Below are 20,662 nucleotides of genomic sequence, written 5' to 3'. Positions count from 1 at the left end.
GTGGACGATGTGATCAACGTGTCCGGCCACCGCATCGGCACCGCCGAAGTGGAAAGCGCACTGGTCTCGCATCCCAAGGTCGCCGAGGCGGCCGTGGTCGGCTTCCCGCACGACGTCAAGGGCCAGGGCATCTATGCCTATGTCACCTTGATCGCGGGCGAGACCCCGAGCGAAGAACTGCACAAGGAGTTGATCACCTGGGTGCGCAAGGAAATCGGCCCGATCGCCTCGCCGGATCACCTGCAATGGGCACCGGGCCTGCCGAAGACCCGCTCGGGCAAGATCATGCGCCGCATCCTGCGCAAGATCGCCGAGAACGCACCGGACCAACTCGGCGATACCTCGACCCTGGCCGATCCGTCGGTGGTGGATTCGTTGGTGAGCGAGCGACTGACGCGCTGAGGGCTGGGATTGGGGAGGTGGGATTGGGGATTCGCAGAAGCGGGTTCCCACTCCTTTGCCACTCCTCTCCTTGATATCCGGTAGCAAATGGCAATCCGGACGCAGACGGCGTTGTCAAACCGGCTGTTGCGAACCCCAACTCCCGAATTCCAAAATCCCGTGCTTTTGCAAATCCCGAATCTCCAATCTCCAATCCCGGCCCCTCAATGACCACCCTGCTGATCGCCGACGACCATCCCCTGTTCCGTGAGGCCTTGCGCGGGGCGGTGCAACGCGTAATGCCGGGGGTGCTGTTGTTCGAGGCCGACACGGTGGATGCGTTGTACACCCTGGCCGATGCGCAACCGGATGCCGATCTGTTGTTGATGGATCTCAACATGCCGGGCGCGCAGGGGTTCAGTGCGTTGGTGCACATGCGTTCGCTGCATCCGCAGTTACCGGTGGTGGTGGTGTCCGCACGCGAGGAACCCACCGTGATGCGTCGCGCCATCGACCATGGCGCGTTCGGTTTCATTCCCAAATCCGCAGACTCGGACACCATCGGGCGCGCGTTGGCCACGGTGCTTGATGGCGAGCGCTGGATCCCGGCCGAGGCGCAGAACCTGCCGCCCACCTGCAGCGAAGAACGTGAAGTGGGCCAGCGCCTGCGCGATCTCACCCCGCAACAATTCCGCGTGCTGCAGATGCTCGGCGCCGGGCGCCTCAACAAGCAGATCGCCTACGACTTCGGCGTGTCCGAAGCCACCATCAAAGCGCATGTCACCGCGATCCTGCGCAAGCTCGGCGTCACCAACCGCACCCAGGCGGTGCTGATGGCCGGCAAGCTCGCCATCGATGCCGACGGCATCGTGCTGCCGCCGCCGGAAGAAGACTGAGCGCGGCCGGCACACTGCTGCGGCCATCAGTCACCACATTTTTTCGGTACATCCGCAGACTGCAATCAGCGCAAAGACCGGCCGGTGCAGACCTTTGACGTGCTTTGCGGCGCGGTTGCGTGCCACACCTCGTTGTCGTGATCGTCGCTGCCTTCGTAGATGGCGTAGCGGCCATCGTCCTGGCGATGCATGGTCGGGCTGAAGGTGATGACATCGACACGGCCGTCCGGGCCAATGAAATGCATATCGCCTCCGCACACGAAATTGGACCCAGGTTCCTGACCCAGCGCAGCGCAGGTCACCTGCGAGGTCTGCGCACGCACGACGCGGCTCACCTTCGGCTGGATCAGTCCACGGTCGGCGGCATCGCAGAAATAATCGGCGATGACCGTGCGCATCTCACGCTGCGACGGCATCCACGGCGGGCAGCTGTAGGCATCGGCAGTGCAGCTAGGGACAACGCCCGCACCCTCGGGGTGGTCGGGCGCAGCAGCGAAAGCAGTTTGAACTGGCAGCAACAGGCATGCGGCCGCAGCCAGCAGGAAAATATGGGAAGGCATTGAACGTGCGGGTTCGGCATGGGGAGGAGCAATCTACCTTATGCCCACGGCGCCCGTTTCGGCTGATGCGCGTGCACTGCATTGCGTTTGCCACGCAGTACGCTGCATCGCAGCGTGCGATGCGTGCGGTACACCGCGACTGGCCCGGTGACAGGTCCTCGCCCTGGTAGACGCCAGCACCCGATGCTGCGCATGCACTCACTCTGCCAGCACTTTCAAGCGCATGGCATGCTGTGCGCCTGCGGCGCGTCGGTGCGTGCCGGTCTCCGGGGAACCCATGCACATGTTTTCTCAACCGCGCAGCCCGCTCGTGCTGGCCCTCGTGCTCGCCGCGCTCGGCTGCACCAGTGCGCAGGCCAACGACAGCAGCTTCGGCGACGACAACGGCACCATCCGCCTATTGCATCAGCCCGATATCAGCATGGACAAGGAAGCCTTGCTGCTCAGCGAGGAGCGCGTGCAGGTGGACTACGTGTTCACCAACAACAGCGAACGTGCGTTGACTGTGCCGATCGCCTTCCCGATGCCGCCGATGTATTTCGGCATGGCCGACCACAGCGAGCTGACCGATTTCAAACTGTGGGTGGACGGCAAACCGATCGCCACCACGCGCAAGCTCGTCGTACTGCTGGACGATGGCAGCGACATCTCCAAGGCGTTCGCGGCGAGCGGCTGGAGTGCGGACGATGTTGCGACCTTTACCGAATCGGGCACCGTGCCAAAAGGACGCAAGCCATTGCCCGCGCGCTGGATCGACCCCGACCAGCAGCCACGCTTCACGCTCAGCGAGTATTTCGTCTGGCAGCAACTGTTTCCCGCGCGGCGCAGCGTGCAGATCCGGCATGCCTACGCACCCAGCGTGTCCACCGGCGTGCCGCAAAGCAGCGCGTTCCTGCTGGAGTCGTATGCGAAAGACACCTGTATTGATCCCGCGACCAGGACCAGCATGCAACGCCGCGAAGGCGCGTCCGGCCTGGGCTGGGCCAGCCTGCGCTATGTGCTGACCACCGGCAAGAACTGGAACGGCCCGATCAAGGATTTTCAGCTGACCATCCGCAAGCAGGCGGCGAGCGACATGCTCAGCCTGTGCTTCGACGGCGCGCTGAAAAAGATCGATCCGCTGACCTTCCAGTTCAAGCAAACCGACTTCGTGCCGATGCGCGATCTCAACCTGCTGTTCGTGCGTCGTCCCGAGTGACGCACGTGCGCGTTGACTTGCACATCGACGACGCATACATCCATCCGCAGAGCGCAATAACGATCGACACGCTAAACCCATGCTGCGCAAACGCTGCACACACCCAGCCGCATTTCTAGCAAGCCCAAGCGCGCTGGCGTGATCGCATCCACACCCGTGCACCGCGCGCCATCTCAGTTGTCGATATCACCATTGACCATCAGCTGATGCCCGGGCAAGTCTCGGACTCCCAGGACGCTTTGCGGAGATGGCATGACACGACGTGTTCCCTGGCTCTGGATCGGCTTGCTGCTAGCGTGTGCACTGATTGCAGCATTGGCATGGCAGAACAAACAGCTGCGTGCGCAACAGCAGTTCCTGCAGACCCGCATCAGCACACCGTATGACGGCATGTACGTGCCGCGCATCGAAGTGACCGATACGCAGGGCCAACGTCATCTGCTTGGCGCGCCGCAGGGCCAGGCGCAGGTGCTGTTCTTTTTTACTACCACGTGTCCGTACTGCCAGCGTTCGGCACCCACTGTGCTGCGTACGGCGCGGCAATTACAGGCCAATTTGCCGGGCCGGCCACAATTGCTTGGCGTGTGCCAGTGCGATGCGGCGCAGGCCGCGCGCTATGCGCATGTGCATGGCTTCGATTTTCCGGTGGTCACGTTGACCGATCGTCGCGCGCTGATGTTGTTCCGTGCGCGCAACGTGCCGCTACTGATGGCCATTGATGGGCAGGGGCGCGTGCGCCATTCCCATCTGGGCGTCTTCGATACCACGGAGCGGGTGCAGGACCTGGTTGCCGCATTGCGCCGCACGGACGCGCCAGCGGCTTTTGCAACGGTGAAGGAGTAATGCATGAAGAAGCGTTGGGTAACTTTGCGGAGTGCGTTGATGGCGGCGACGTTTCTGGCCAGTACCGGTTTCGGTGCATTCCAGGTGATGGCAGTCGATAACGCACAGCCGAAAACCGAATCGTGCAGTGCATGGGCCTGCAAGGCGGAGTGTCCGGAGTTTGGCGGCGATTTGGGACAAGGCAACGTCTGCTACTGCTGCGGTTAAGAGCGGCGATCAAAACCACTGAGCAGCGGCCAGGCGGTCGCGGCAGGTGCTCGCTACGTTTATTAGCCACTAGGTTCACGGCGGGGCCCCCGGGCCCCGCCGTTTGCTTGCCAGCATCACTGCGTGCCGCAGACCGCGGTTGTGCCAGGCCAACTTGGGCCTTGGGCAGGACCGACGCGCTGAACCAACGCCCGCCGCTATGCTGCACTGCAGCGTGATCTGTTCACTTATGATTGCGATATTCATATGCGAACAGTCCGGCACCGGCCGGCTGGTGGACGTCGCGATGCCCAGCTGCTGCTTTCCAGATTCCGTATGCGCCTGCCTGACCATCGCAAACCCTGCGGAGCGTTGCGCGTGAGCGTTGTGCGGAAGCGGTTGGGCAGCACCGACGTGCAGCTCTCGGCGCTGGGCTTTGGCGCCGCGCCGATCGGCAATCTGTACACCGAAGTCGACGAGGGCGACGCACTGGCTGCAGTGGCGGGCGCGTTCGAGGCCGGCATCCGCCATTTCGACAGCGCGCCTTATTACGGCTACGGATTAAGCGAGACGCGGTTGGGCCGTGGCCTGGCCGGTGTGCCGCGCGCTGCCTACACGCTGTCGACCAAGGTCGGGCGCTGCATTTACGACGATGCGCAGGCTGCTGCAGGGCGCGACGGCTTCGCCGTGGCCGGCCGCCGCGCCGCGTTCGACTACAGCGGCGACGGCGTGCGGCGCGCGTTCGCGTCCAGCCTGGAGCGCCTGGGCACCGATTACATCGACGTGCTGCTGCTGCACGACATCGGCGCGCTGACCCACGGCGACAACCACGCCAACGTGCTGCGCCAGGCCTTGGAGGAGGCCTTGCCGGCGATGGCGGCGCTGAAGGCGGCCGGTGTTTGCGGGGCGATCGGGCTGGGCGTCAACGAGCAGGAGGTGGCACTGGAGGTGTTGCCACGCTTCCCGCTCGACTGCGTGATGCTGGCCGGCCGCTACACGCTGCTGGAACAGCATGGCGCGCGCGCGCTGCTCGATCAGGCACGGCAGCGCAACGTGGCGATCCTGTCGGCCGGCCCATATAGCTCGGGCCTGCTCAGCGACGCGCGCGGCCCCGGTGCGACCTACAACTACGCGCCGGTCGATACCGCCACCTTGCAGCACGCGCAGCGCCTGTACGCGGCCTGCGCGGCGTTCGATGCGGATATCGGTGCGGTGGCGCTGCAATTCCCGCTGGCGCATCCGGCAGTCACCACCGTGGTGGCCGGCATGCGCACCGTGGCCGAGGTGCAATCGGCCGCCATGCGCCTGCATGCGCCGATTCCGCCAGCGCTGTGGCAACGCCTGCGCGATGATGGCCTGCTCGCTGCGGACATGCCCACGCCATGAGCCGCATCGACGCGCACCTGCATTTCTGGCAGCTGGCCCGTGGCGATTACCACTGGCTCACGCCCGAGCTGGCGCCGCTGTATCGCGACTTCGGCCCAGCCGATATCGGCCAGGCGCTGGACGCTGCCGATATCGAGGGCTTGGTGGTAGTGCAGGCCGCCGCGACCGAGGCCGAAACCCGTTACCTGTTCGAGCTGGCGCGTGCCGATGCGCGCATTGCCGGCGTGGTGGGCTGGGTCGATTTCGCAGCGCCCGATGCCGCCGCGTGCATCGAGGCGCTGGTGCGCGACGGCGGCGGTGTGCTCAAGGGCCTGCGCCCGATGGTGCAGGACATCGCCGATGTGCAATGGCTGGCCCAGCCTGAACTGGATGCCGCCTTCGATGCATTGCTCGCGCACGATCTGGCGTTCGACGCCTTGATCCGCAGCGTGCATGTGCCGGCACTGCAGACGCGCCTGAAGCGCCATCCGGACCTGCGCGTGGTCGTCGATCACGGCGGCAAGCCGCAGATCGCTGCGGGCGAATTCGTTGCCTGGGCGGCCGGCATGGCCGCGTTGGCGCAGCATCCCACTGTGCACTGCAAGCTCTCCGGGCTGCTCACCGAAGCAGCGCGCGGCGCCGGCGTGGAGGCGCTGGAGCCGTATGTCGGCCATCTGTTCGCACGCTTCGGCGCGCAACGCCTGCTATGGGGCAGCGACTGGCCGGTGCTGACCCAACGCGCCGATTACGCGCAGTGGGTCGAGATCGCACAGCACCTGGTCGCCAAACACGCCGACGGCCATACCAAAGCAGTGTTCGGCGACAACGCACGCACGTTCTATCGTCTGCCACGGCCGGCGGCCCCCACCCACGGAATCTCTTCGGTATGACTGTCTCGATCTCTAGAACTCCCAACGACCGCCTGCATGGCAAGCGCTGCCTGATCACCGCCGCCGGCGCCGGCATCGGCCGCGAAAGCGCGCTGGCCTGTGCACGCGCCGGTGCGCAGGTGATCGCCACCGATATCGATGCCGCTGCTTTGCAGGCGCTGGCGGCCGAATCGGAGGCCATCACCACCCAGCTGCTCGATGTCACCGATGCCTCGGCAATCGCCGCACTGGTCGCGGCGCACGGCCCGTTCGATGTGTTGTTCAACTGCGCCGGCTTCGTGCACCAGGGCAGCATTCTCGATTGCGACGAGCCGGCCTGGCGCCGCTCGTTTTCGATCAACGTCGATGCGATGTACTACACCTGCAAGGCGGTACTGCCGGGCATGCTCGAACGCGGCCGCGGCAGCATCATCAACATGTCCTCGGTCGCCTCCAGCATCAAGGGCGTGCCGAACCGCTTCGTCTACGGCGTGACCAAGGCCGCCGTGATCGGCCTGAGCAAGGCCATCGCTGCCGATTACGTGGCGCAGGGCGTGCGTTGCAACGCGATCTGCCCGGGCACCATCAAGACGCCGTCGCTGGGCCAGCGCGTGCAAGCGCTGGGCGGCGACGAACAGGCGGTGTGGAAGAGCTTCACCGACCGCCAGCCGATGGGCCGCCTGGGCGACCCGCGCGAGATCGCGCAACTGGTGGTGTATCTGGCCTCGGACGAGTCCTCGTTCACCACCGGCCAGACCCACATCATCGATGGCGGTTGGTCCAACTGAGTGCGGCAACGCATCACGGTGCAGCCCACCGCAACGTGGGCGCGGCCAGTGCCAGATGCGATCTGTATTGCTCGTCCGCTTTGATTTGAGCACGCCGTCCTTACCCACCCGATGCACGCGCGCTAGGTTTGCTAGCCGCCCCATTCCTCACCTGCAAAGGAAGACTGCATGAAACTCGTACGCGTTGGCGCCCCCGGCCAGGAACGTCCCGGCTTGATCGATAACGAAGGCCGCATCCGCGATTTGAGCGGCGTGATCAATGATGTAGCCGGCGAGCACATCAGCAATACCGGCCTGGACAAACTGCGCGCGCTGGATGTGTCCACGCTGCCGCTGGTCGAAGGCGACGTGCGCTACGGCGCTGCAGTCGGGCAGATCGGCAAGTTCATCTGCATCGGTTTGAATTACGCCGACCACGCGGCCGAATCGGGCATGGACGTGCCCAAGATGCCGATCCTGTTCATGAAGGCCACCACCGCGGTGAGCGGCCCCAACGACACCGTGATCATCCCGCGCGGCTCGGTCAAGAGCGACTGGGAAGTGGAACTGGGCGTGGTGATCGGCGATGTGGCGCGCGATGTCTCGGTGGACGAAGCGCTGAATCACGTCGCGGGCTACGCAGTGATCAACGATCTGTCCGAGCGTGAATTTCAGCTCGAACACGGCGGCCAATGGGTCAAGGGCAAGAGCGCCGATACCTTCGGCCCGATCGGCCCGTGGCTGGTCACCCGCGATGAAATCGCCGACCCGCAGAACCTGTCGATGTGGCTGGAAGTCAACGGCCACCGCTACCAGAACGGCAGCACCCGCACGATGGTGTTCGGCGTGGCCGAACTGGTCAGCCACATCAGCCGCTACATGACGCTGATGCCGGGCGATGTGATCAGCACCGGCACCCCGCCGGGCGTGGGCCTGGGCCAGAAGCCGCCGGTGTATCTGAAGCCGGGCGACGTAATGGAACTGGAGATCGAAGGCCTGGGCCGCCAGCGCCAGCCGGTGGTGGCGCATCCGCGTGATGCTGCTTGAAGCCCCTCTCCCTTTTCAGGATTTTGGTCGCATTGCGTGCCAAGTTGCGCTCAACGCAGGTGGTAATGCCTCCGCACGACGCAACCTAAAGCCCCTCTCCCCTCGGGGCACCAAGGCACGGCTTGCGCGCCACTGGCGCGCGTGCGTTGGTGCGCCCGCGCCGCAAGCGCGGGCCGGGGCGCGGAGCGGGGGTTGGGGTGAGGGTACGTAGCGACGTATCCAAGCAGTTCGTCGCGATGTGCCTTTGTCGTTAGGCGTGACGGGTCGGCACGTGTGTTGATGTGTCATGCGTAATTTTTTCTGCGGTGCGGCTGCGCGTTGAATGACTAAGCGCTGTAGCGCGTTGATATCGATGCGTCGTTAATCGTTTTAGTGATTTGCCGATCTGTGTTGCAAACGCATGTGGCACTGCAGTGCTTCAACACTTCCGGCGCTGCGCGTTCGTACCCTCACCCCAACCCCTCTCCCGGTGGGAGAGGGGCTCTGGCGCCCTTCTCTGTTTCTGCTTCTGTTTTACTCCGCGCGTTTTTATTTCCGCCCTCCATCGCCCAGGACCTCCATGAGCACCATCATCGCCCTCGATACCCACGACGTCCGCTTTCCCACCTCGCGCGAGCTCGATGGGTCGGATGCGATGAATCCGGATCCGGATTACTCGGCCGCGTATGTCGTGCTGCGCACCGATGCACCGGACGACCTGGCCGGTTACGGTCTGGTGTTCACCATCGGCCGCGGCAACGATGTGCAGACCGCCGCCGTAGCTGCACTGGCCGAACATGTGGTCGGCCTGCGCGTGGAAGACGTCATCGCCGATCTGGGCGCGTTCGCGCGCCTGCTTACCAACGATTCGCAGCTGCGCTGGCTGGGCCCGGAAAAGGGCGTGATGCACATGGCGATCGGCGCGGTGATCAATGCCGCCTGGGATCTGGCCGCACGCGCGGCGAAAAAGCCGCTGTGGCGTTACATCGCCGAGCTCAGCCCGGAGCAGTTGGTCGACACCATCGACTTCCGCTACCTCACCGACGCGCTCACCCGCGACGAAGCGCTGGCGATCCTGCGCGATGCACAACCGCAGCGCGCGCAACGCATCGCCACGCTGATCGAACAGGGCTACCCCGCCTACACCACCTCGCCCGGCTGGCTCGGCTACTCCGACGAGAAGCTGGTGCGGCTGGCCAAGGAAGCGGTGGCCGATGGCTTCCGCACCATCAAGCTCAAGGTCGGCGCCAACGTGCAGGACGATATCCGCCGCTGCCGCCTGGCGCGCGAAGCGATCGGCCCGGACATCGCCATGGCGGTGGACGCCAATCAGCGTTGGGATGTGGGCCCGGCGATCGACTGGATGCGCCAGCTGGCCGAATTCGACATCGCCTGGATCGAAGAACCCACCAGCCCGGACGACGTGCTCGGCCACGCCGCGATCCGCCAGGGCATCATCCCGGTGCCGGTTTCCACCGGCGAACACACCCAGAACCGGGTGGTGTTCAAGCAACTGCTGCAGGCCGGTGCGGTGGACCTGATCCAGATCGACGCCGCGCGCGTCGGCGGCGTCAACGAAAACCTCGCCATCCTGCTGCTGGCCGCCAAGTTCAACATCCGCGTCTTCCCGCACGCCGGCGGCGTCGGCCTGTGCGAACTGGTGCAACACCTGGCCATGGCCGACTTCGTCGCCATCACCGGCAAGATGGAAGACCGCGCCATCGAATTTGTCGACCATCTGCACCAGCATTTCCTCGACCCGGTACGCATCCAGCACGGCCGCTATCTGGCACCGCAAGCCGCCGGCTTCTCCGCCGAAATGCACCCTGCCTCCATCGCAAAGTTCAGCTACCCCGACGGCCGCTTCTGGGTCGAAGATCTGGCGGCGGCCAAGGCGTAATCGAACACGCCGCACAACCAACTGCATCCACTGTAGGAGCGGCTTCAGCCGCGATGGGCTCTCTCGATTGCCTGATCGCGACTGAAGCCGTTTTTAGAGTGGCTAACAACACGTAGCGAGCAGTCGCCAGGGCGTGCGGACGGCTGATCTGCTGCCTGGCTGCAGGGTCCTTGCCCGCCCACCATCGCAGGACACGCTGCAAGTACGTCCGTGTAAGCTCTTACGCGGCATCCATGCCGCGTAAGGTCCCGCGACGGTGGGCGGGCAAGGACCAGTGGAGATGGTCGGTGTGCATGGTTGCAAGCGGGCATGAGGTGCGTTGTTCTGATAACCGCGCACCGATTCCCAACGAAGGCCGAGCAACGAGCAGGCTCTAAACAAAGCAACCTGCAAACTCTCTGGTGCGGTGTCCTCGCCGCTTGCGGGACCGTGTGGCGGCATGGATGCCGCCACCGAGCCTACATGGACGTACTTGCGGCGTGTCCCGCAAGCGGTGAGGGCACCGCGCCCTCGACCACTCAGCCTTTGACCTGGGCTTCTGACGGCATCTATCAAAAGACGCAAGAAAACACCCTGTTTCGATGCGCCGCACCAGCACAGCAGCGGCAAAGAGACGCAAGACCAACGCTCTACTGCGGAGTCAACACATCCGCAGAAACAGACTGGGCGAAACCTAACCCCGCCCCACACCAACCGCCTCACTCAACGCAAAAATCCGCCCGGCCTCGCGCCACTTTTCCCCCGGCGCACTGCCAGACAACGGCTTTTGAAACCGCCACATCAGCTCTTCCCAGGCTTGAATCCGCGGATCACTCGCATCCCGCGCCGCCTTGGCCGCCGGATCGTAATCGTCGCCAACTTCCATCAACATCACCAAGCGATCGCCGCTGCGAAAGATCTCCAGCTCCAGGATCCCCGCCTGGCGCAACGACGCCACCACTTCCGGCCACACCTGGGTCGGTTGATGCCAGCGCTCGTACTCGGCGATCAACTGCGGATCGTCGTGCAGATCCAGCACGTAGCACAGACGCCGCACACTCATGCGCCTGCCCCAGCAATCGCCGGCGCAGCGCGACGCGCGCGCAATGCGAACAGCAGGATCACCGCAAAGCAGCCGCCCGGCACCACCATCGCCCAATGGATACCGGCCATGTCAGACACCGCGCCCATCACCGCAGTGAGCAGCGCGCCGCCGATGATCGACATCACCAACAGCGACGAACCCAGCTTGCGTGCATCGTCGTGCATGCCATCCAGACCCAGCGCAAAGATGGTCGGGAACATCACCGACATGAACACGCTGGCTGCGACCAATGCATACAAGCCGGTCCAACCGGGCAGCGCAATCGCCACCGCACACAAGACCAGATTGATCGTGGCAAAACTCGCCAGCAACTTCGCCGGCGCCAGATAGCGCAACAGCGCGGTGCCGATGAAGCGGCCAGCCATGAACAGCACCAGCGAGATGGTCAGATACGTCGCTGCGCTTTTTTCCGGCGTGCCCGGCACCGCGTCCTGCAGATAGCGGATCAGATAACTCCAGATGCCGACCTGCGCGCCCACGTAGAAGAACTGCGCCACCACCGAAAACACGAATAGCCGGTTACGCAACAACTCGCCAAAGCGCGCGCGTTTGGGCGCCGCCTCGCCCACACCCGCATCGCCGGTGGGAAAGCGCACCAGCGCGATCAGGATCGCCCACAGCACCACCACCACGCCGATCACCAGATACGGCGTCTGCACTGCAGACGATTCGGTGGCGAAGAACGCCGCGCGCGCGGCCGGCGTCATCGCCGCCAGCTCGGCCGGGGTGTGCTCCACGCCGGAGAAAATGAAGTGCTGACCCACCAGCACGCCGGTGATCGAGCCCAATGGATTGAACGCCTGGGCAAGATTCAGCCGCCGCGCCGCGCCCTCGGCCGGGCCGAGCACGGTCACCAGCGGGTTGGCGGTGGTTTCCAGAAACGCCAGGCCGCTGGCGATCACGAACAGGGCCAGCAGGAACAGCCAGTAGGTATGCACCTGCGCAGCCGGATAGAACAGGAACGCGCCGCACGCATACAGCAGCAGCCCGAGCACCACCGCGGCCTTGTAGCTGTAGCGACGCATGAACATCGCCGCCGGCATCGCGAACACGAAATAGCCCAGATAGAACGCGCTCTGGACCAGCCCGGCCTGCAGGTCGGACAGCTCGAACGCCTTCTTGAACTGCTTGATCAGGATGTCGTTGAGGTTGTTGGCCATGCCCCATAAAAAGAACAGGCTGACGATCAACAACAGGGGAACCATGGCGGTACGCGCCAGGTTGCCGCGCGGTGACGCGGCAATGTCACTGTGATGCATGCGACCGATCCCCTCCCAAGGCTGTGGCGCTTGCGTTGCTGTGCGGCGAGCGTACTGCGCACGCCAGCGCCATGCAAATATAAAATCTTTGTTTATATTTGCACGCACGCGCCATACCTCACCGCTGCCCGCGATGCCTGTACCCTGGCGCGCCGCAGCCTTGCATGGAGCCGCAAACGGATGAGCACCGAACCCGCCAAGTACCGCGCGCCCGCCCTGGACAAGGGGCTGGACATCCTCGAGCTGCTCGCCCGCCAGGCGCAGCCGATGAGCATGGGCGCGATCTCGCAGGGCATCGGCCGCTCGCGCGGGGAGATCTTCCGCATGCTGCAGGTGCTGGAGGAGCGCGGCTATCTCACCCGCGACGGCGAAGGAGACTACGTGCTCACCAACCGGCTGTTCATGCTCGGCATGCAGCAGCCGCAGGTGCAGAGCATCAGCGAAGCGGCGTTGCCGGTGATGCGCCGGCTGGCCGATGCGATCTATCAGCCCTGCCACCTGGTGGCGCCCTCTGGCGACCAGATCGTGGTGATCGCGCAGATGGACGTGCCCAGCGATCTGGGCCTGGTGGTACGCCCGGGCCATCGCCGTCCGCTGACGCATTCCAGTTCCGGGCTGGTGCTGTACGCCTTCCAGCAGCCCGAGGTGCAGGCACGCTGGCTGGAGATGCTCGATGCCAGCGAGGTGCCGTTCGAGCGCGCGCAGTTCCTGGCTGCCGCCGCGCAGGCACGCGCCGATGGCTACGCCATGCAACCCAGCGAAGCGGTGGTGGGCGTGGTCGATCTGACCGCACCGATCCTGCAACGCGGCAGCGCCACCTACACGCTCACGGTGCCCTTCATCGAACGGCGCCCTGAGCTGGTTGGCCCGCAAGCGGCATTGCAGGCCTTGTGTGCGGCCACGGCGGAGATTTCCAGCGAGCTGCACTAACCGCGCAGAAGCGGAGCGCCGCGCGTAACTCACCTGCGCCCGGGCCGCTGCCGATCGCCCCTATACTCGGCGCGATCGACCAAGCGGGATCGCATGTCCAGCATCAAGTTCGGGATGTGGAGCACCATCCTGCTGCTCGGCAGCGCGCATGGCGTGCTTGGCGCCAGCCTGTTGCTGCTGGCCCCGGTCAATCGCATCGCCAACCGCTGCCTGGCCGCACTGCTGCTGGTGGTGGTCGCCCTGATCACGCCCTACACGCTCGGCTATGCCGGCGCCTACGATGCCTACCCGGGCCTGACCTACGCGCCATTGTTCTGGGAGCTGGCGATCGGGCCGCTGCTATGGCTCTACGTCCGCCAACTGGCGCGCCAGCACTTGCCGCCTCGTTGGGCGCTGCATCTGCTGCCGGCGCTGCTGCAGGGCGGTTACTACACGTGGCTGTTCACCTGGCCGCTGCAACGCAAATGGGCCTGGAACGCAGCCGTCCATGTGCCCTGGATCGCGCCGCTGCAGGACGCGCTGGTGCTGGCCTCGCTGGCGTTCTATCTGCTGCTGGCCTGGCGCGAATACCTGGCCTATCAACGCTGGCTGGAACATCACAGCGGCGCGCGCGAGGAACTGCGGCTGCCGTGGCTGCGCGGCTTTCTGCTGGCCGCCGCATTGCTGGTGCTGTTGCGGCTGGGCTTCACCGCCAGCGACCGGCTGTGGCATCGGCTGTCCTACGTCGATGAGTTTCCGCGCTATCTGGCCACCGCCGCGCTGATCTACTACCTGGGTCTGGAAGGCTGGCGCCACGCAAGGGTGCACTACCCAGCGCGCGATGCGGTGCTGCCACACGATGCGCCAGCAGACCAAGCACGCGAACCAGCGCCCGCTCCCGTCCAGGACAAGGACTGGCACGCGCTGGGGCAACAGGTCGCAGCGCAAGTCGCCGCGCACGGCTGGTGGCGCGAGCCGGACCTCAGCCTGCCCGAGCTGGCGCGACGCATGGGCACCAACAGCAATTATCTGTCGCGCGCGCTCAACGAGGGGCTGGGGCAGACCTTCAGCACGTTCCTCAACACGCTGCGTATCGCCGAAGCGCAGCGCCTGCTGGGCGGCGATCAGGACATCCTCGACATCGCACTGGCAGTCGGCTTCGGCTCCAAGGCCAGCTTCAACAGGGTGTTTCGCGCCTGTGCCGGCTGCACACCCAGCGACTACCGGCGCACGCAACGTCGCATCGCTTGAAAATCGCTCAGCGATTGCGTGTTTGAGTCGTCTGCCGATGCAGCCCTGACCATGCTGGCGGCTTCTCACACCAGGAATCGCCATGTCACCTCGCCTGCGCCATCTCGCTGCGTTGCTGATGCTGCTGTCGATCTGGCTGCCATGCGCCGGCGGGGCCGCAACGCCGCCATCAACGCTGCGCAGCGACAGCCCGCTCGCAGGCCCGGCGCTGCTCGCCGATATCGATATATTGCAAAGCGCCTATGTGGCGCTGCATCCGGGTCTGTACCGCTACTCCACCGAACAGGAAATCACGCAGCGCTTCGATGCCTTGCGTGCCGAACTCGAAAACGGCGCAACGCTCGCGCAGACCTACCTGGCCATTTCTCGCCTGACCGCCAGCGTGCGCTGCGGCCATAGCTTCCCAAATTTTCTCAATCAACCCGAACCGGTCCGGCACGCCTTGTTCGACAACGACAGGCAGTTGCCCTTCCACTTCCGCTGGCTGCAGGGCCGGATGGTCATCAGCCGCAACGGCTCCGATCAGCCCAGCCTGGTGCCCGGCACTGAAGTGCTGGCGATCGATGGCATTGCCTCGGCGCAGATCCTGGCCGCGCTGATGAGCGTGGCGCGCGCCGACGGCAGCAACGACGGCAAACGTATCGCACAGATGGAGGTACAAGGATTCGCGCGCATCGAAGCCTTCGACGTTTACCTGCCGCTGCTGTTTCCGCAACTGTCGGCCAACCCGTTGCTGCGTGTGCGCGGGCCAGGTGCGGTGAAAGAACGCGAGCTGCGCGTCCACGGCATCATCGCGTCGCAACGCCGCGCGATGATCCCCATGCGCGGCGACGACAGTGCAGCGCCGCCATGGCGTCTGGACCTGGCAACACCCGGCGTGGCGGTGCTGCAGATGCCGACCTGGGCGGTGTACGACAGTGACTGGGACTGGCAGGCATTTTTGGCACGCAGCTTCGCCACATTGGCCGAGCGCGAGATTCCAGCGCTGGTAATCGATCTGCGCGGCAACGAGGGCGGGCTGGATGTGGGCAGCGCCTTGCTTGGGTATCTGTCCGCACGTGAGAGAGCGGCGCCGCAGATACGCACGCTGGTGCGCTACCGGCGCCTGCCCGACGCGCTGGCGGCGTACGTCACCACCTGGGACACGTCCTTTCGCGACTGGGGCACGCGTGCGGTTGCCTACGACGCGCGTTTTTACACGCTCAACCCGGCATCCGATGCAGATGCGCAAGACCGCACGACACCGCATGCGCCGCCCTTCGACGGCAAGGTGTTTGTGCTGATCGGCCCGGAAAACAGCTCGGCCACCTTCGCGTTCGCGCAGCGAGTGCAGCGCAGCGGGTTGGCCACCCTGGTCGGCCAGCCCACCGGCGGCAATCTGCGCGGCACCAATGGCAGCGCATTCTTTTTTCTGCACTTGCCCAACTCGCAACTCGAAGTGGACCTGCCGCTGGTCGGACAGTTTCCAACCAGCGCACAACCCGATAGCGGCGTGTTGCCCGACGTGCCGGTAACCATCACCGCGGAAGATCTGCAACACGGCAGGGATGTGGAAATGGACGCCGTCAGCACCTTGCTGCGCACGCCTTAAGCGCAGCCGCAGGTACACCGCAGCGCTCTCGCATAGCCACGGCTATAAAGATCAGACCGACCTTCGCGTGCAGTGCAGGCGCACCGAACGCGGCCATGCGTTGGTACACTGCGCGCCCCTTGGGGAGTAGCCTGCTTCTGCATCGTCGGAAGCGCCTGCATCAACATACTCGGCCCTCGCGCCGTGGTGCAGGCAACCAATTTCGGTTTGGCGAGACCAGCGGCATGCGTGCACAACAACGGTTGGCGCGGGCGCATGTCGTTGCGATCGTGCCCAACCCGAGAATGTCGATGTCCCCTTTTTCCATTGTGTTGATCGGTTTCGCAATGTCGACCGATGCGTTTGCTGCAGCGATCGGCAAAGGCGCAGCGATGCGCAAACCGCAGTGGCGCGATGCGCTACGCGCCGGGTTGATCTTCGGTTGCATCGAGGCGATCACCCCGGTGATCGGCTGGCTGCTGGGGCGTGCCGCCTCCAGCTATGTGTCTGCCTATGATCACTGGATCGCCTTTGTACTGCTCGGCGCATTGGGCACGCACATGATCGTGGCCGGGCTGCGCCAGGAACCGGACGATGTGGACGAGGCGTCTTCCGACACGCCGAAACGGCATGGATTGCTGGCCTTGGCCACCACCGGTTTTGCCACCAGCATCGATGCGATGGCGGTCGGCGTAAGCCTGGCGTTTCTCGACGTGCATATCGGCGTGGTGGCGGTGGTGGTCGGGCTGTGCACCTTCAGCATGGTCACCGCAGGCGTCATGCTGGGCCGCGTGCTCGGCAACCTGATCGGCAAACGCGCCGAGATTCTCGGTGGTTTGATTCTGGTGATCGTCGGCAGCGTGATCCTGTACGAACACCTGAGCGGCGCTGCGTAAGCGCAGGTCAGCTGTTCGCAGGAGCGCGCTTGCGCGCGATGAAGCATCATCGATAACGCCCCATCGCGCGCAAGCGCGCTCCTACGCTGCATGGCCTTGCTATTCGCGCGCGAGGCATTGCCGCATTTTGACAATGCCGCGTGCAACCCTGCATATCGCGGCGCTGCATGCGATGCGCTGGCTCAGCGCTTCTTTGCATCGTGATGCGCACTCAAGAACGCGCGCAACGAGGCCGGCTTCACCGGCTTGGTCAGCATCCGATAGCCACGCGCACGCGCGAGTTGCTTGAGTTCGTCGCGGCCATCGGCAGTAAGCAGTGCGCCGGCGATCGGCGCGGTTGCGGCGGCCTGCACCGCGTCCAGCGTATCCAGGCCATCGAGCCGGTCGTGCAGGTGGTAATCCACCAGCATCAGGTCCGGTTGTTCGCGCGCGCGCTCCAGCGCCTGATCCACGGTACTGGCGGTGATCACTTCCACCTGCCAGCGGCCAAGCAGTGCGCACATGCCGTCGAGAATTTCGCGGTCGTTGTCCACGCACAGCACGCGCAGGCCCGCCAACGAATCGCCGCTGGGCAACGGCCGCACCGCAATCACCGGCACCACGGGCGGCAGCGGCACCGCAGCCACGCGCGGCAACAGGATCGAAAACATGCTGCCGCGGCCGACCTGGCTGCGCGCACTCAGATCGTGATCGAGCAAACGCGAGATGCGTTGGCAGATCGACAGACCCAAGCCCAAGCCCTGCTCGCCCCAGTCGAACGGCTGCTGATAGCGGCGGAACTCTTCGAAGATCTGCCGCATATGGTGTTCGGGAATGCCGGGACCGGTATCCCACACCTGCAGTTCCACCTGCTCGCCGCGCCCGCGCATGCCCAGCACGATGCGGCCCTGGCGTGTGTAACGCAGCGCATTGGCGAGAAAGTTCTGCATCACCCGGCGCAGCAGGCGGCGGTCGCTGCGCACCCACAATGCGCGGCTATGCACCTGCAACTGCAGGCCGCGGCTGGACGCCACCGGTGCGTACTGCGCGGCCAGCTCGTGCATCAGCGCGCTGGCATCAAAGTCCTCGACGGTGGGCCGCAAGCCGCCGGCATCCAGCCGCGAGACGTCGAGCAGGCCATCGAGCAATTCCTCGGCCGCACGCAGCGAGGCATCCACACGCTCGGCCAGATGGCGTTGTTCTTCGTTGTTCTGATGGCTCTCGCGCAAGGCCGAGGCGAACAGGCGCGCGGCATTGAGCGGCTGCAACACGTCGTGGCTGATCGCGGCCAGAAAGCGCGTCTTGGATTGCTGCGCCAGCTCAGCCTCGCGCGAACGATCGGCCACGCGTTGTTCCAGGTTTTCGTTGGCGTCCAGCAGCGCGCGCTCGGCGCGTTTGTAATCGGTGATGTCGTTGTAGCTGGTGACATAGCCGCCACCCGGCAGCGCCTGGCCACGCATTTCGATCACCTTGCCGTCGCTGCGGGTGCGCTCGAACACATGCGGCGAGCCGGCACGCATATGGCGGATGCGGCGATCGATCTGGTCTTCGGTATCGCCTTCGCCCAGCTCACCACGCTCGGCGTTGTAACGGATCAGATCGGCCACCGGGCGGCCGACGTACAACATGCCATCCGGATACCCGAACAGCTGCTGGTAACGCCGATTCCATGCGGTCAGGCGCATTTCGGGGTCGACCACGCTGACCGCGGCACTGATGTTTTCCAGCGTGGTGGAGAGGATTTCGCGATTGAAACGCAGCTCCTGGCCGGCTTCGTCCAGCACCGCCACCACTTCGCCCAGCTCCATACCCGAGCCGCGCAACAGACTGGTCAGCACCAGGCGCGCGGAGGCGGCGCCGATAGAAGCGGCCAGGAGACGCTCGGTAAACTGCACCCAGGCGCGATCGGCCACCACGGTGGGTTGCAACTCGCGTTCCAGCAGCACCGCCTGGTCGACAAAGGCGCGGTGCGCATGCCGTTCGCCCACCACACGCTCGGCCAGCGCCTGCAGATCGGCCACGCGTACATGGCCTGGCCAATCGCCGGCCACCGCCGGACGCTGCGCATACGGGTCCAGGAACGGCGCCGCGCGCAAGCGTTCGTCCACACCCGGACGCCAGCGCGCCGACACCAGCATCATCGCGCCGACGTTGATCAGCAGCGACCAGAACGTGCCATGCGCCAGCGGGTCCCAGCCACGCATGCCGAACAGTTGCTGCGGCTGCAGCCAGGCGATGCCGAACGGGCCGTCCACCAGCCACTCCGGCTGCAACCAGCCCGCACGCGTGGCGGCCGGCAGCAGCAGCGTGTAGATCCAGGTCGCAAAGCCCAGCACCATGCCGGTCTCCACGCCCTTGCGGCTGGCGCCGCGCCAATACAGCCCGCCGATCACCCCCGGCGCGAACTGCGCCACCGCCGCGAATGCCATCAGGCCATAGGCCGCCAAGGTGGTGTCGTTGGCCACGCTGCGGTGATAGCCATAGGCAACCAGCGCCAACAGCAGGATGGCGACGCGACGGATCCACAGCACCCGCGAGGCCACTGCCGCGCGCGCATCGGCGCTGCCACGGCGGCGCAGCAGCACCGGCATCACCAGGTCATTGCTGACCATGGTGGCCAACGCGATGCTGGCCACGATCACCATGCCGGTGGCCGCCGAAAACCCGCCCACGTACGCCACCAACGCCAGCACGGTATTGCCCTGGCTCAGCGGCAATGCCAGCACCATCGCATCGTCGGCCACCGCGCTGCCCTTGCCGAACAAGGCCACGCCGGCCGAGGCGATCGGCACGACCATCGCCGAGATGATCACCAGATAGGCGCCGAACAACCAGCGTGCGCGACGGATGTCGCCCACATCGCTGCATTCCACCACCGCCACATGGAACTGGCGCGGCAGGCAGATCACCGCCAGAAAGCTCAGCAAGGTTTGCGAAATGAACCCCACCGACGGCGTGTGTTCGAACAAGGTACGCGCCGACTCGGCGATGGGCACCTGGTGGTCGCTCAGCCACACCCAGGCGAACAACCCCACCGCAACGATGGCGATCAACTTGATCACCGACTCCAGCGCGATCGCCAGCATCATGCCGCGATGGTGCTCGGTGGCATCGACCTGGCGGGTGCCGAACAAGGTCGCAAACAGCGCCATCAACAGCGCCACGTACAAGGCCGGGTCGGCGAAGATGCCGCGCCCGGCGCTGCTATGCCCGGTCAGCACTTCCAGGCTCATCGCCACCGCTTTGTACTGCAGCGCCAGATACGGAACGATGCCGACCAGCGCGATCACCGCCACCAACGCGGCCAGCCGCCGCGAGCGGCCGTAGCGCGAGGAAATGAAATCGGCGATGGAGACGGTATTTTCGGCGCGGGCGATCAGCGCCAGACGCTCGATGATGCGCCAGCCGAACAGCAGCAACAGCAGCGGGCCCAGGTAGATCGGCAGATAGCCGATGCCGTTGCGCACTGCCGAACCCACCGCACCGTAGAAGGTCCACGACGAGCAGTACACCGCCAGCGCCAGGCTGTAGACCGCGGGGCGCAGCCACGGCCGCTCCGGGTACAGCGGACGGCGGTCGCCCCACCACGCCACGCCAAACAGCAGCGCGGCATAGCCGACGGAGACCAGCAGCAGGATCCAGCTCGAGACCAATGGGTGTCCTAGGCGGTGCGGTGCGAGCCTGGGAGTTTACGCAGTGGGGATTGGGGATTGGGGGTTTCGC

General features: G+C 65.1%; 18 protein-coding genes and 1 riboswitch. Of the genes, 14 read left to right on the top strand and 4 right to left on the bottom strand.

Translation table 11 applies throughout. From position 1 onward, the window contains the following. Both AC1KVG_RS21360 and AC1KVG_RS21355 read left to right on the top strand, forming a co-directional pair. Positions 1–402: AMP-binding enzyme (locus AC1KVG_RS21360; RefSeq protein ID WP_481095743.1), on the top strand; the 402-nt coding region annotated here is incomplete at its 5' end. A gap of 206 nt (positions 403–608) precedes the next feature. Then, on the top strand, positions 609–1,277 hold the full coding sequence (locus AC1KVG_RS21355; RefSeq protein ID WP_006451671.1) for a response regulator transcription factor: 669 nt from the start codon (positions 609–611) through the stop codon (positions 1,275–1,277). 65 nt (positions 1,278–1,342) lie between these two features. Here the strand turns inward: AC1KVG_RS21355 and AC1KVG_RS21350 are convergent, their stop codons facing one another. Next, positions 1,343–1,675 carry a hypothetical protein gene (locus AC1KVG_RS21350; protein ID WP_481095742.1) on the bottom strand — a complete coding sequence of 111 codons (333 nt, stop codon included), beginning with the start codon at positions 1,673–1,675 and terminating at the stop codon, positions 1,343–1,345. Between the two features lie 439 nt (positions 1,676–2,114). Between AC1KVG_RS21350 and AC1KVG_RS21345 the strand changes: the two genes are divergently transcribed. The 8 genes from AC1KVG_RS21345 to AC1KVG_RS21310 all read left to right on the top strand — a co-directional run bounded on the left by AC1KVG_RS21345 (position 2,115) and on the right by AC1KVG_RS21310 (position 9,991). Further along, on the top strand, positions 2,115–3,035 hold the full coding sequence (locus AC1KVG_RS21345; protein ID WP_481095741.1) for a DUF4424 domain-containing protein: 921 nt from the start codon (positions 2,115–2,117) through the stop codon (positions 3,033–3,035). Between the two features lie 279 nt (positions 3,036–3,314). Further along, positions 3,315–3,878: a peroxiredoxin family protein gene (locus AC1KVG_RS21340; RefSeq protein ID WP_181110728.1), complete on the top strand. Its 564-nt coding sequence runs from the start codon at positions 3,315–3,317 to the stop codon at positions 3,876–3,878. 3 nt (positions 3,879–3,881) lie between these two features. Continuing rightward, on the top strand, positions 3,882–4,085 hold the full coding sequence (locus AC1KVG_RS21335; RefSeq protein ID WP_023905662.1) for a hypothetical protein: 204 nt from the start codon (positions 3,882–3,884) through the stop codon (positions 4,083–4,085). A gap of 315 nt (positions 4,086–4,400) precedes the next feature. Continuing rightward, a complete protein-coding gene (locus AC1KVG_RS21330; protein WP_481095740.1) occupies positions 4,401–5,450 on the top strand; it encodes an aldo/keto reductase in 1,050 nt (349 codons plus the stop codon). Further along, on the top strand, positions 5,447–6,319 hold the full coding sequence (locus AC1KVG_RS21325) for an amidohydrolase family protein (protein ID WP_481095739.1): 873 nt from the start codon (positions 5,447–5,449) through the stop codon (positions 6,317–6,319). Before AC1KVG_RS21330 ends, AC1KVG_RS21325 begins: the two co-directional genes overlap by 4 nt. Continuing rightward, positions 6,316–7,086: an SDR family oxidoreductase gene (locus tag AC1KVG_RS21320; RefSeq protein WP_481095738.1), complete on the top strand. Its 771-nt coding sequence runs from the start codon at positions 6,316–6,318 to the stop codon at positions 7,084–7,086. Before AC1KVG_RS21325 ends, AC1KVG_RS21320 begins: the two co-directional genes overlap by 4 nt. 168 nt (positions 7,087–7,254) lie before the next feature. Then, entirely contained in the window at positions 7,255–8,112 is an 858-nt protein-coding gene (locus AC1KVG_RS21315; protein WP_481095737.1) for a fumarylacetoacetate hydrolase family protein, read from the top strand. A gap of 559 nt (positions 8,113–8,671) precedes the next feature. Next, the gene (locus tag AC1KVG_RS21310; protein WP_481095736.1) at positions 8,672–9,991 is read left to right on the top strand and encodes an L-fuconate dehydratase; all 1,320 of its coding nucleotides are present in this window, start codon (positions 8,672–8,674) and stop codon (positions 9,989–9,991) included. A gap of 673 nt (positions 9,992–10,664) precedes the next feature. On the opposite strand, the gene AC1KVG_RS21305 is transcribed toward AC1KVG_RS21310, so the two are convergent. Then, positions 10,665–11,033: an L-fucose mutarotase gene (locus tag AC1KVG_RS21305; protein WP_481095735.1), complete on the bottom strand. Its 369-nt coding sequence runs from the start codon at positions 11,031–11,033 to the stop codon at positions 10,665–10,667. Next, complete coding sequence (fucP, locus tag AC1KVG_RS21300; RefSeq protein ID WP_481095734.1) at positions 11,030–12,334, bottom strand: L-fucose:H+ symporter permease; 1,305 nt, start codon at positions 12,332–12,334, stop codon at positions 11,030–11,032. The genes AC1KVG_RS21305 and fucP overlap by 4 nt, the downstream gene beginning before the upstream one ends. A 180-nt stretch (positions 12,335–12,514) precedes the next feature. Here fucP and AC1KVG_RS21295 point away from each other — a divergent pair, with 180 nt between their 5' ends. The 4 genes from AC1KVG_RS21295 to AC1KVG_RS21280 all read left to right on the top strand — a co-directional run bounded on the left by AC1KVG_RS21295 (position 12,515) and on the right by AC1KVG_RS21280 (position 16,960). Continuing rightward, entirely contained in the window at positions 12,515–13,264 is a 750-nt protein-coding gene (locus AC1KVG_RS21295; RefSeq protein ID WP_481095733.1) for an IclR family transcriptional regulator, read from the top strand. A gap of 114 nt (positions 13,265–13,378) precedes the next feature. Then, positions 13,379–14,494 carry a helix-turn-helix domain-containing protein gene (locus AC1KVG_RS21290; RefSeq protein ID WP_481095745.1) on the top strand — a complete coding sequence of 372 codons (1,116 nt, stop codon included), beginning with the start codon at positions 13,379–13,381 and terminating at the stop codon, positions 14,492–14,494. 118 nt (positions 14,495–14,612) lie between these two features. Then, entirely contained in the window at positions 14,613–16,085 is a 1,473-nt protein-coding gene (locus AC1KVG_RS21285; RefSeq protein WP_481095744.1) for a S41 family peptidase, read from the top strand. Positions 16,086–16,200: 115 nt separating this feature from the next. Continuing rightward, positions 16,201–16,363: riboswitch (yybP-ykoY riboswitch) on the top strand. Positions 16,364–16,375: 12 nt separating this feature from the next. Next, positions 16,376–16,960 carry a manganese efflux pump MntP gene (locus AC1KVG_RS21280; RefSeq protein WP_043909993.1) on the top strand — a complete coding sequence of 195 codons (585 nt, stop codon included), beginning with the start codon at positions 16,376–16,378 and terminating at the stop codon, positions 16,958–16,960. A 182-nt stretch (positions 16,961–17,142) separates the two neighbouring features. Here the strand turns inward: AC1KVG_RS21280 and AC1KVG_RS21275 are convergent, their stop codons facing one another. Further along, positions 17,143–20,592 (bottom strand): NahK/ErcS family hybrid sensor histidine kinase/response regulator, encoded by a 3,450-nt coding sequence (locus AC1KVG_RS21275; protein WP_481095732.1) that lies wholly within the window; start codon positions 20,590–20,592, stop codon positions 17,143–17,145. Positions 20,593–20,662: the final 70 nt, after the last annotated feature.

The organism is Xanthomonas sp. NCPPB 3959 (genome assembly GCF_056675575.1).
Note: the sequence above shows the minus strand (reverse complement) of the source record. Positions and strands in the feature narration are given on the sequence as shown.

What these genes read in the sequence shown, in the direction of transcription:
- AC1KVG_RS21355 (WP_006451671.1), top strand. Translation starts at nt 609, where the DNA reads ATGACCACCCTGCTGATCGCCGACGACCATCCCCTGTTCCGTGAGGCC.
- AC1KVG_RS21350 (WP_481095742.1), bottom strand. Translation starts at nt 1,675, where the DNA reads ATGCGCACGGTCATCGCCGATTATTTCTGCGATGCCGCCGACCGTGGA.
- AC1KVG_RS21345 (WP_481095741.1), top strand. Translation starts at nt 2,115, where the DNA reads ATGCACATGTTTTCTCAACCGCGCAGCCCGCTCGTGCTGGCCCTCGTG.
- AC1KVG_RS21335 (WP_023905662.1), top strand. Translation starts at nt 3,882, where the DNA reads ATGAAGAAGCGTTGGGTAACTTTGCGGAGTGCGTTGATGGCGGCGACG.
- AC1KVG_RS21330 (WP_481095740.1), top strand. Translation starts at nt 4,401, where the DNA reads ATGCGCCTGCCTGACCATCGCAAACCCTGCGGAGCGTTGCGCGTGAGC.
- AC1KVG_RS21325 (WP_481095739.1), top strand. Translation starts at nt 5,447, where the DNA reads ATGAGCCGCATCGACGCGCACCTGCATTTCTGGCAGCTGGCCCGTGGC.
- AC1KVG_RS21320 (WP_481095738.1), top strand. Translation starts at nt 6,316, where the DNA reads ATGACTGTCTCGATCTCTAGAACTCCCAACGACCGCCTGCATGGCAAG.
- AC1KVG_RS21315 (WP_481095737.1), top strand. Translation starts at nt 7,255, where the DNA reads ATGAAACTCGTACGCGTTGGCGCCCCCGGCCAGGAACGTCCCGGCTTG.
- AC1KVG_RS21310 (WP_481095736.1), top strand. Translation starts at nt 8,672, where the DNA reads ATGAGCACCATCATCGCCCTCGATACCCACGACGTCCGCTTTCCCACC.
- AC1KVG_RS21305 (WP_481095735.1), bottom strand. Translation starts at nt 11,033, where the DNA reads ATGAGTGTGCGGCGTCTGTGCTACGTGCTGGATCTGCACGACGATCCG.
- fucP (WP_481095734.1), bottom strand. Translation starts at nt 12,334, where the DNA reads ATGCATCACAGTGACATTGCCGCGTCACCGCGCGGCAACCTGGCGCGT.
- AC1KVG_RS21295 (WP_481095733.1), top strand. Translation starts at nt 12,515, where the DNA reads ATGAGCACCGAACCCGCCAAGTACCGCGCGCCCGCCCTGGACAAGGGG.
- AC1KVG_RS21290 (WP_481095745.1), top strand. Translation starts at nt 13,379, where the DNA reads ATGTGGAGCACCATCCTGCTGCTCGGCAGCGCGCATGGCGTGCTTGGC.
- AC1KVG_RS21285 (WP_481095744.1), top strand. Translation starts at nt 14,613, where the DNA reads ATGCTGCTGTCGATCTGGCTGCCATGCGCCGGCGGGGCCGCAACGCCG.
- AC1KVG_RS21280 (WP_043909993.1), top strand. Translation starts at nt 16,376, where the DNA reads ATGTCCCCTTTTTCCATTGTGTTGATCGGTTTCGCAATGTCGACCGAT.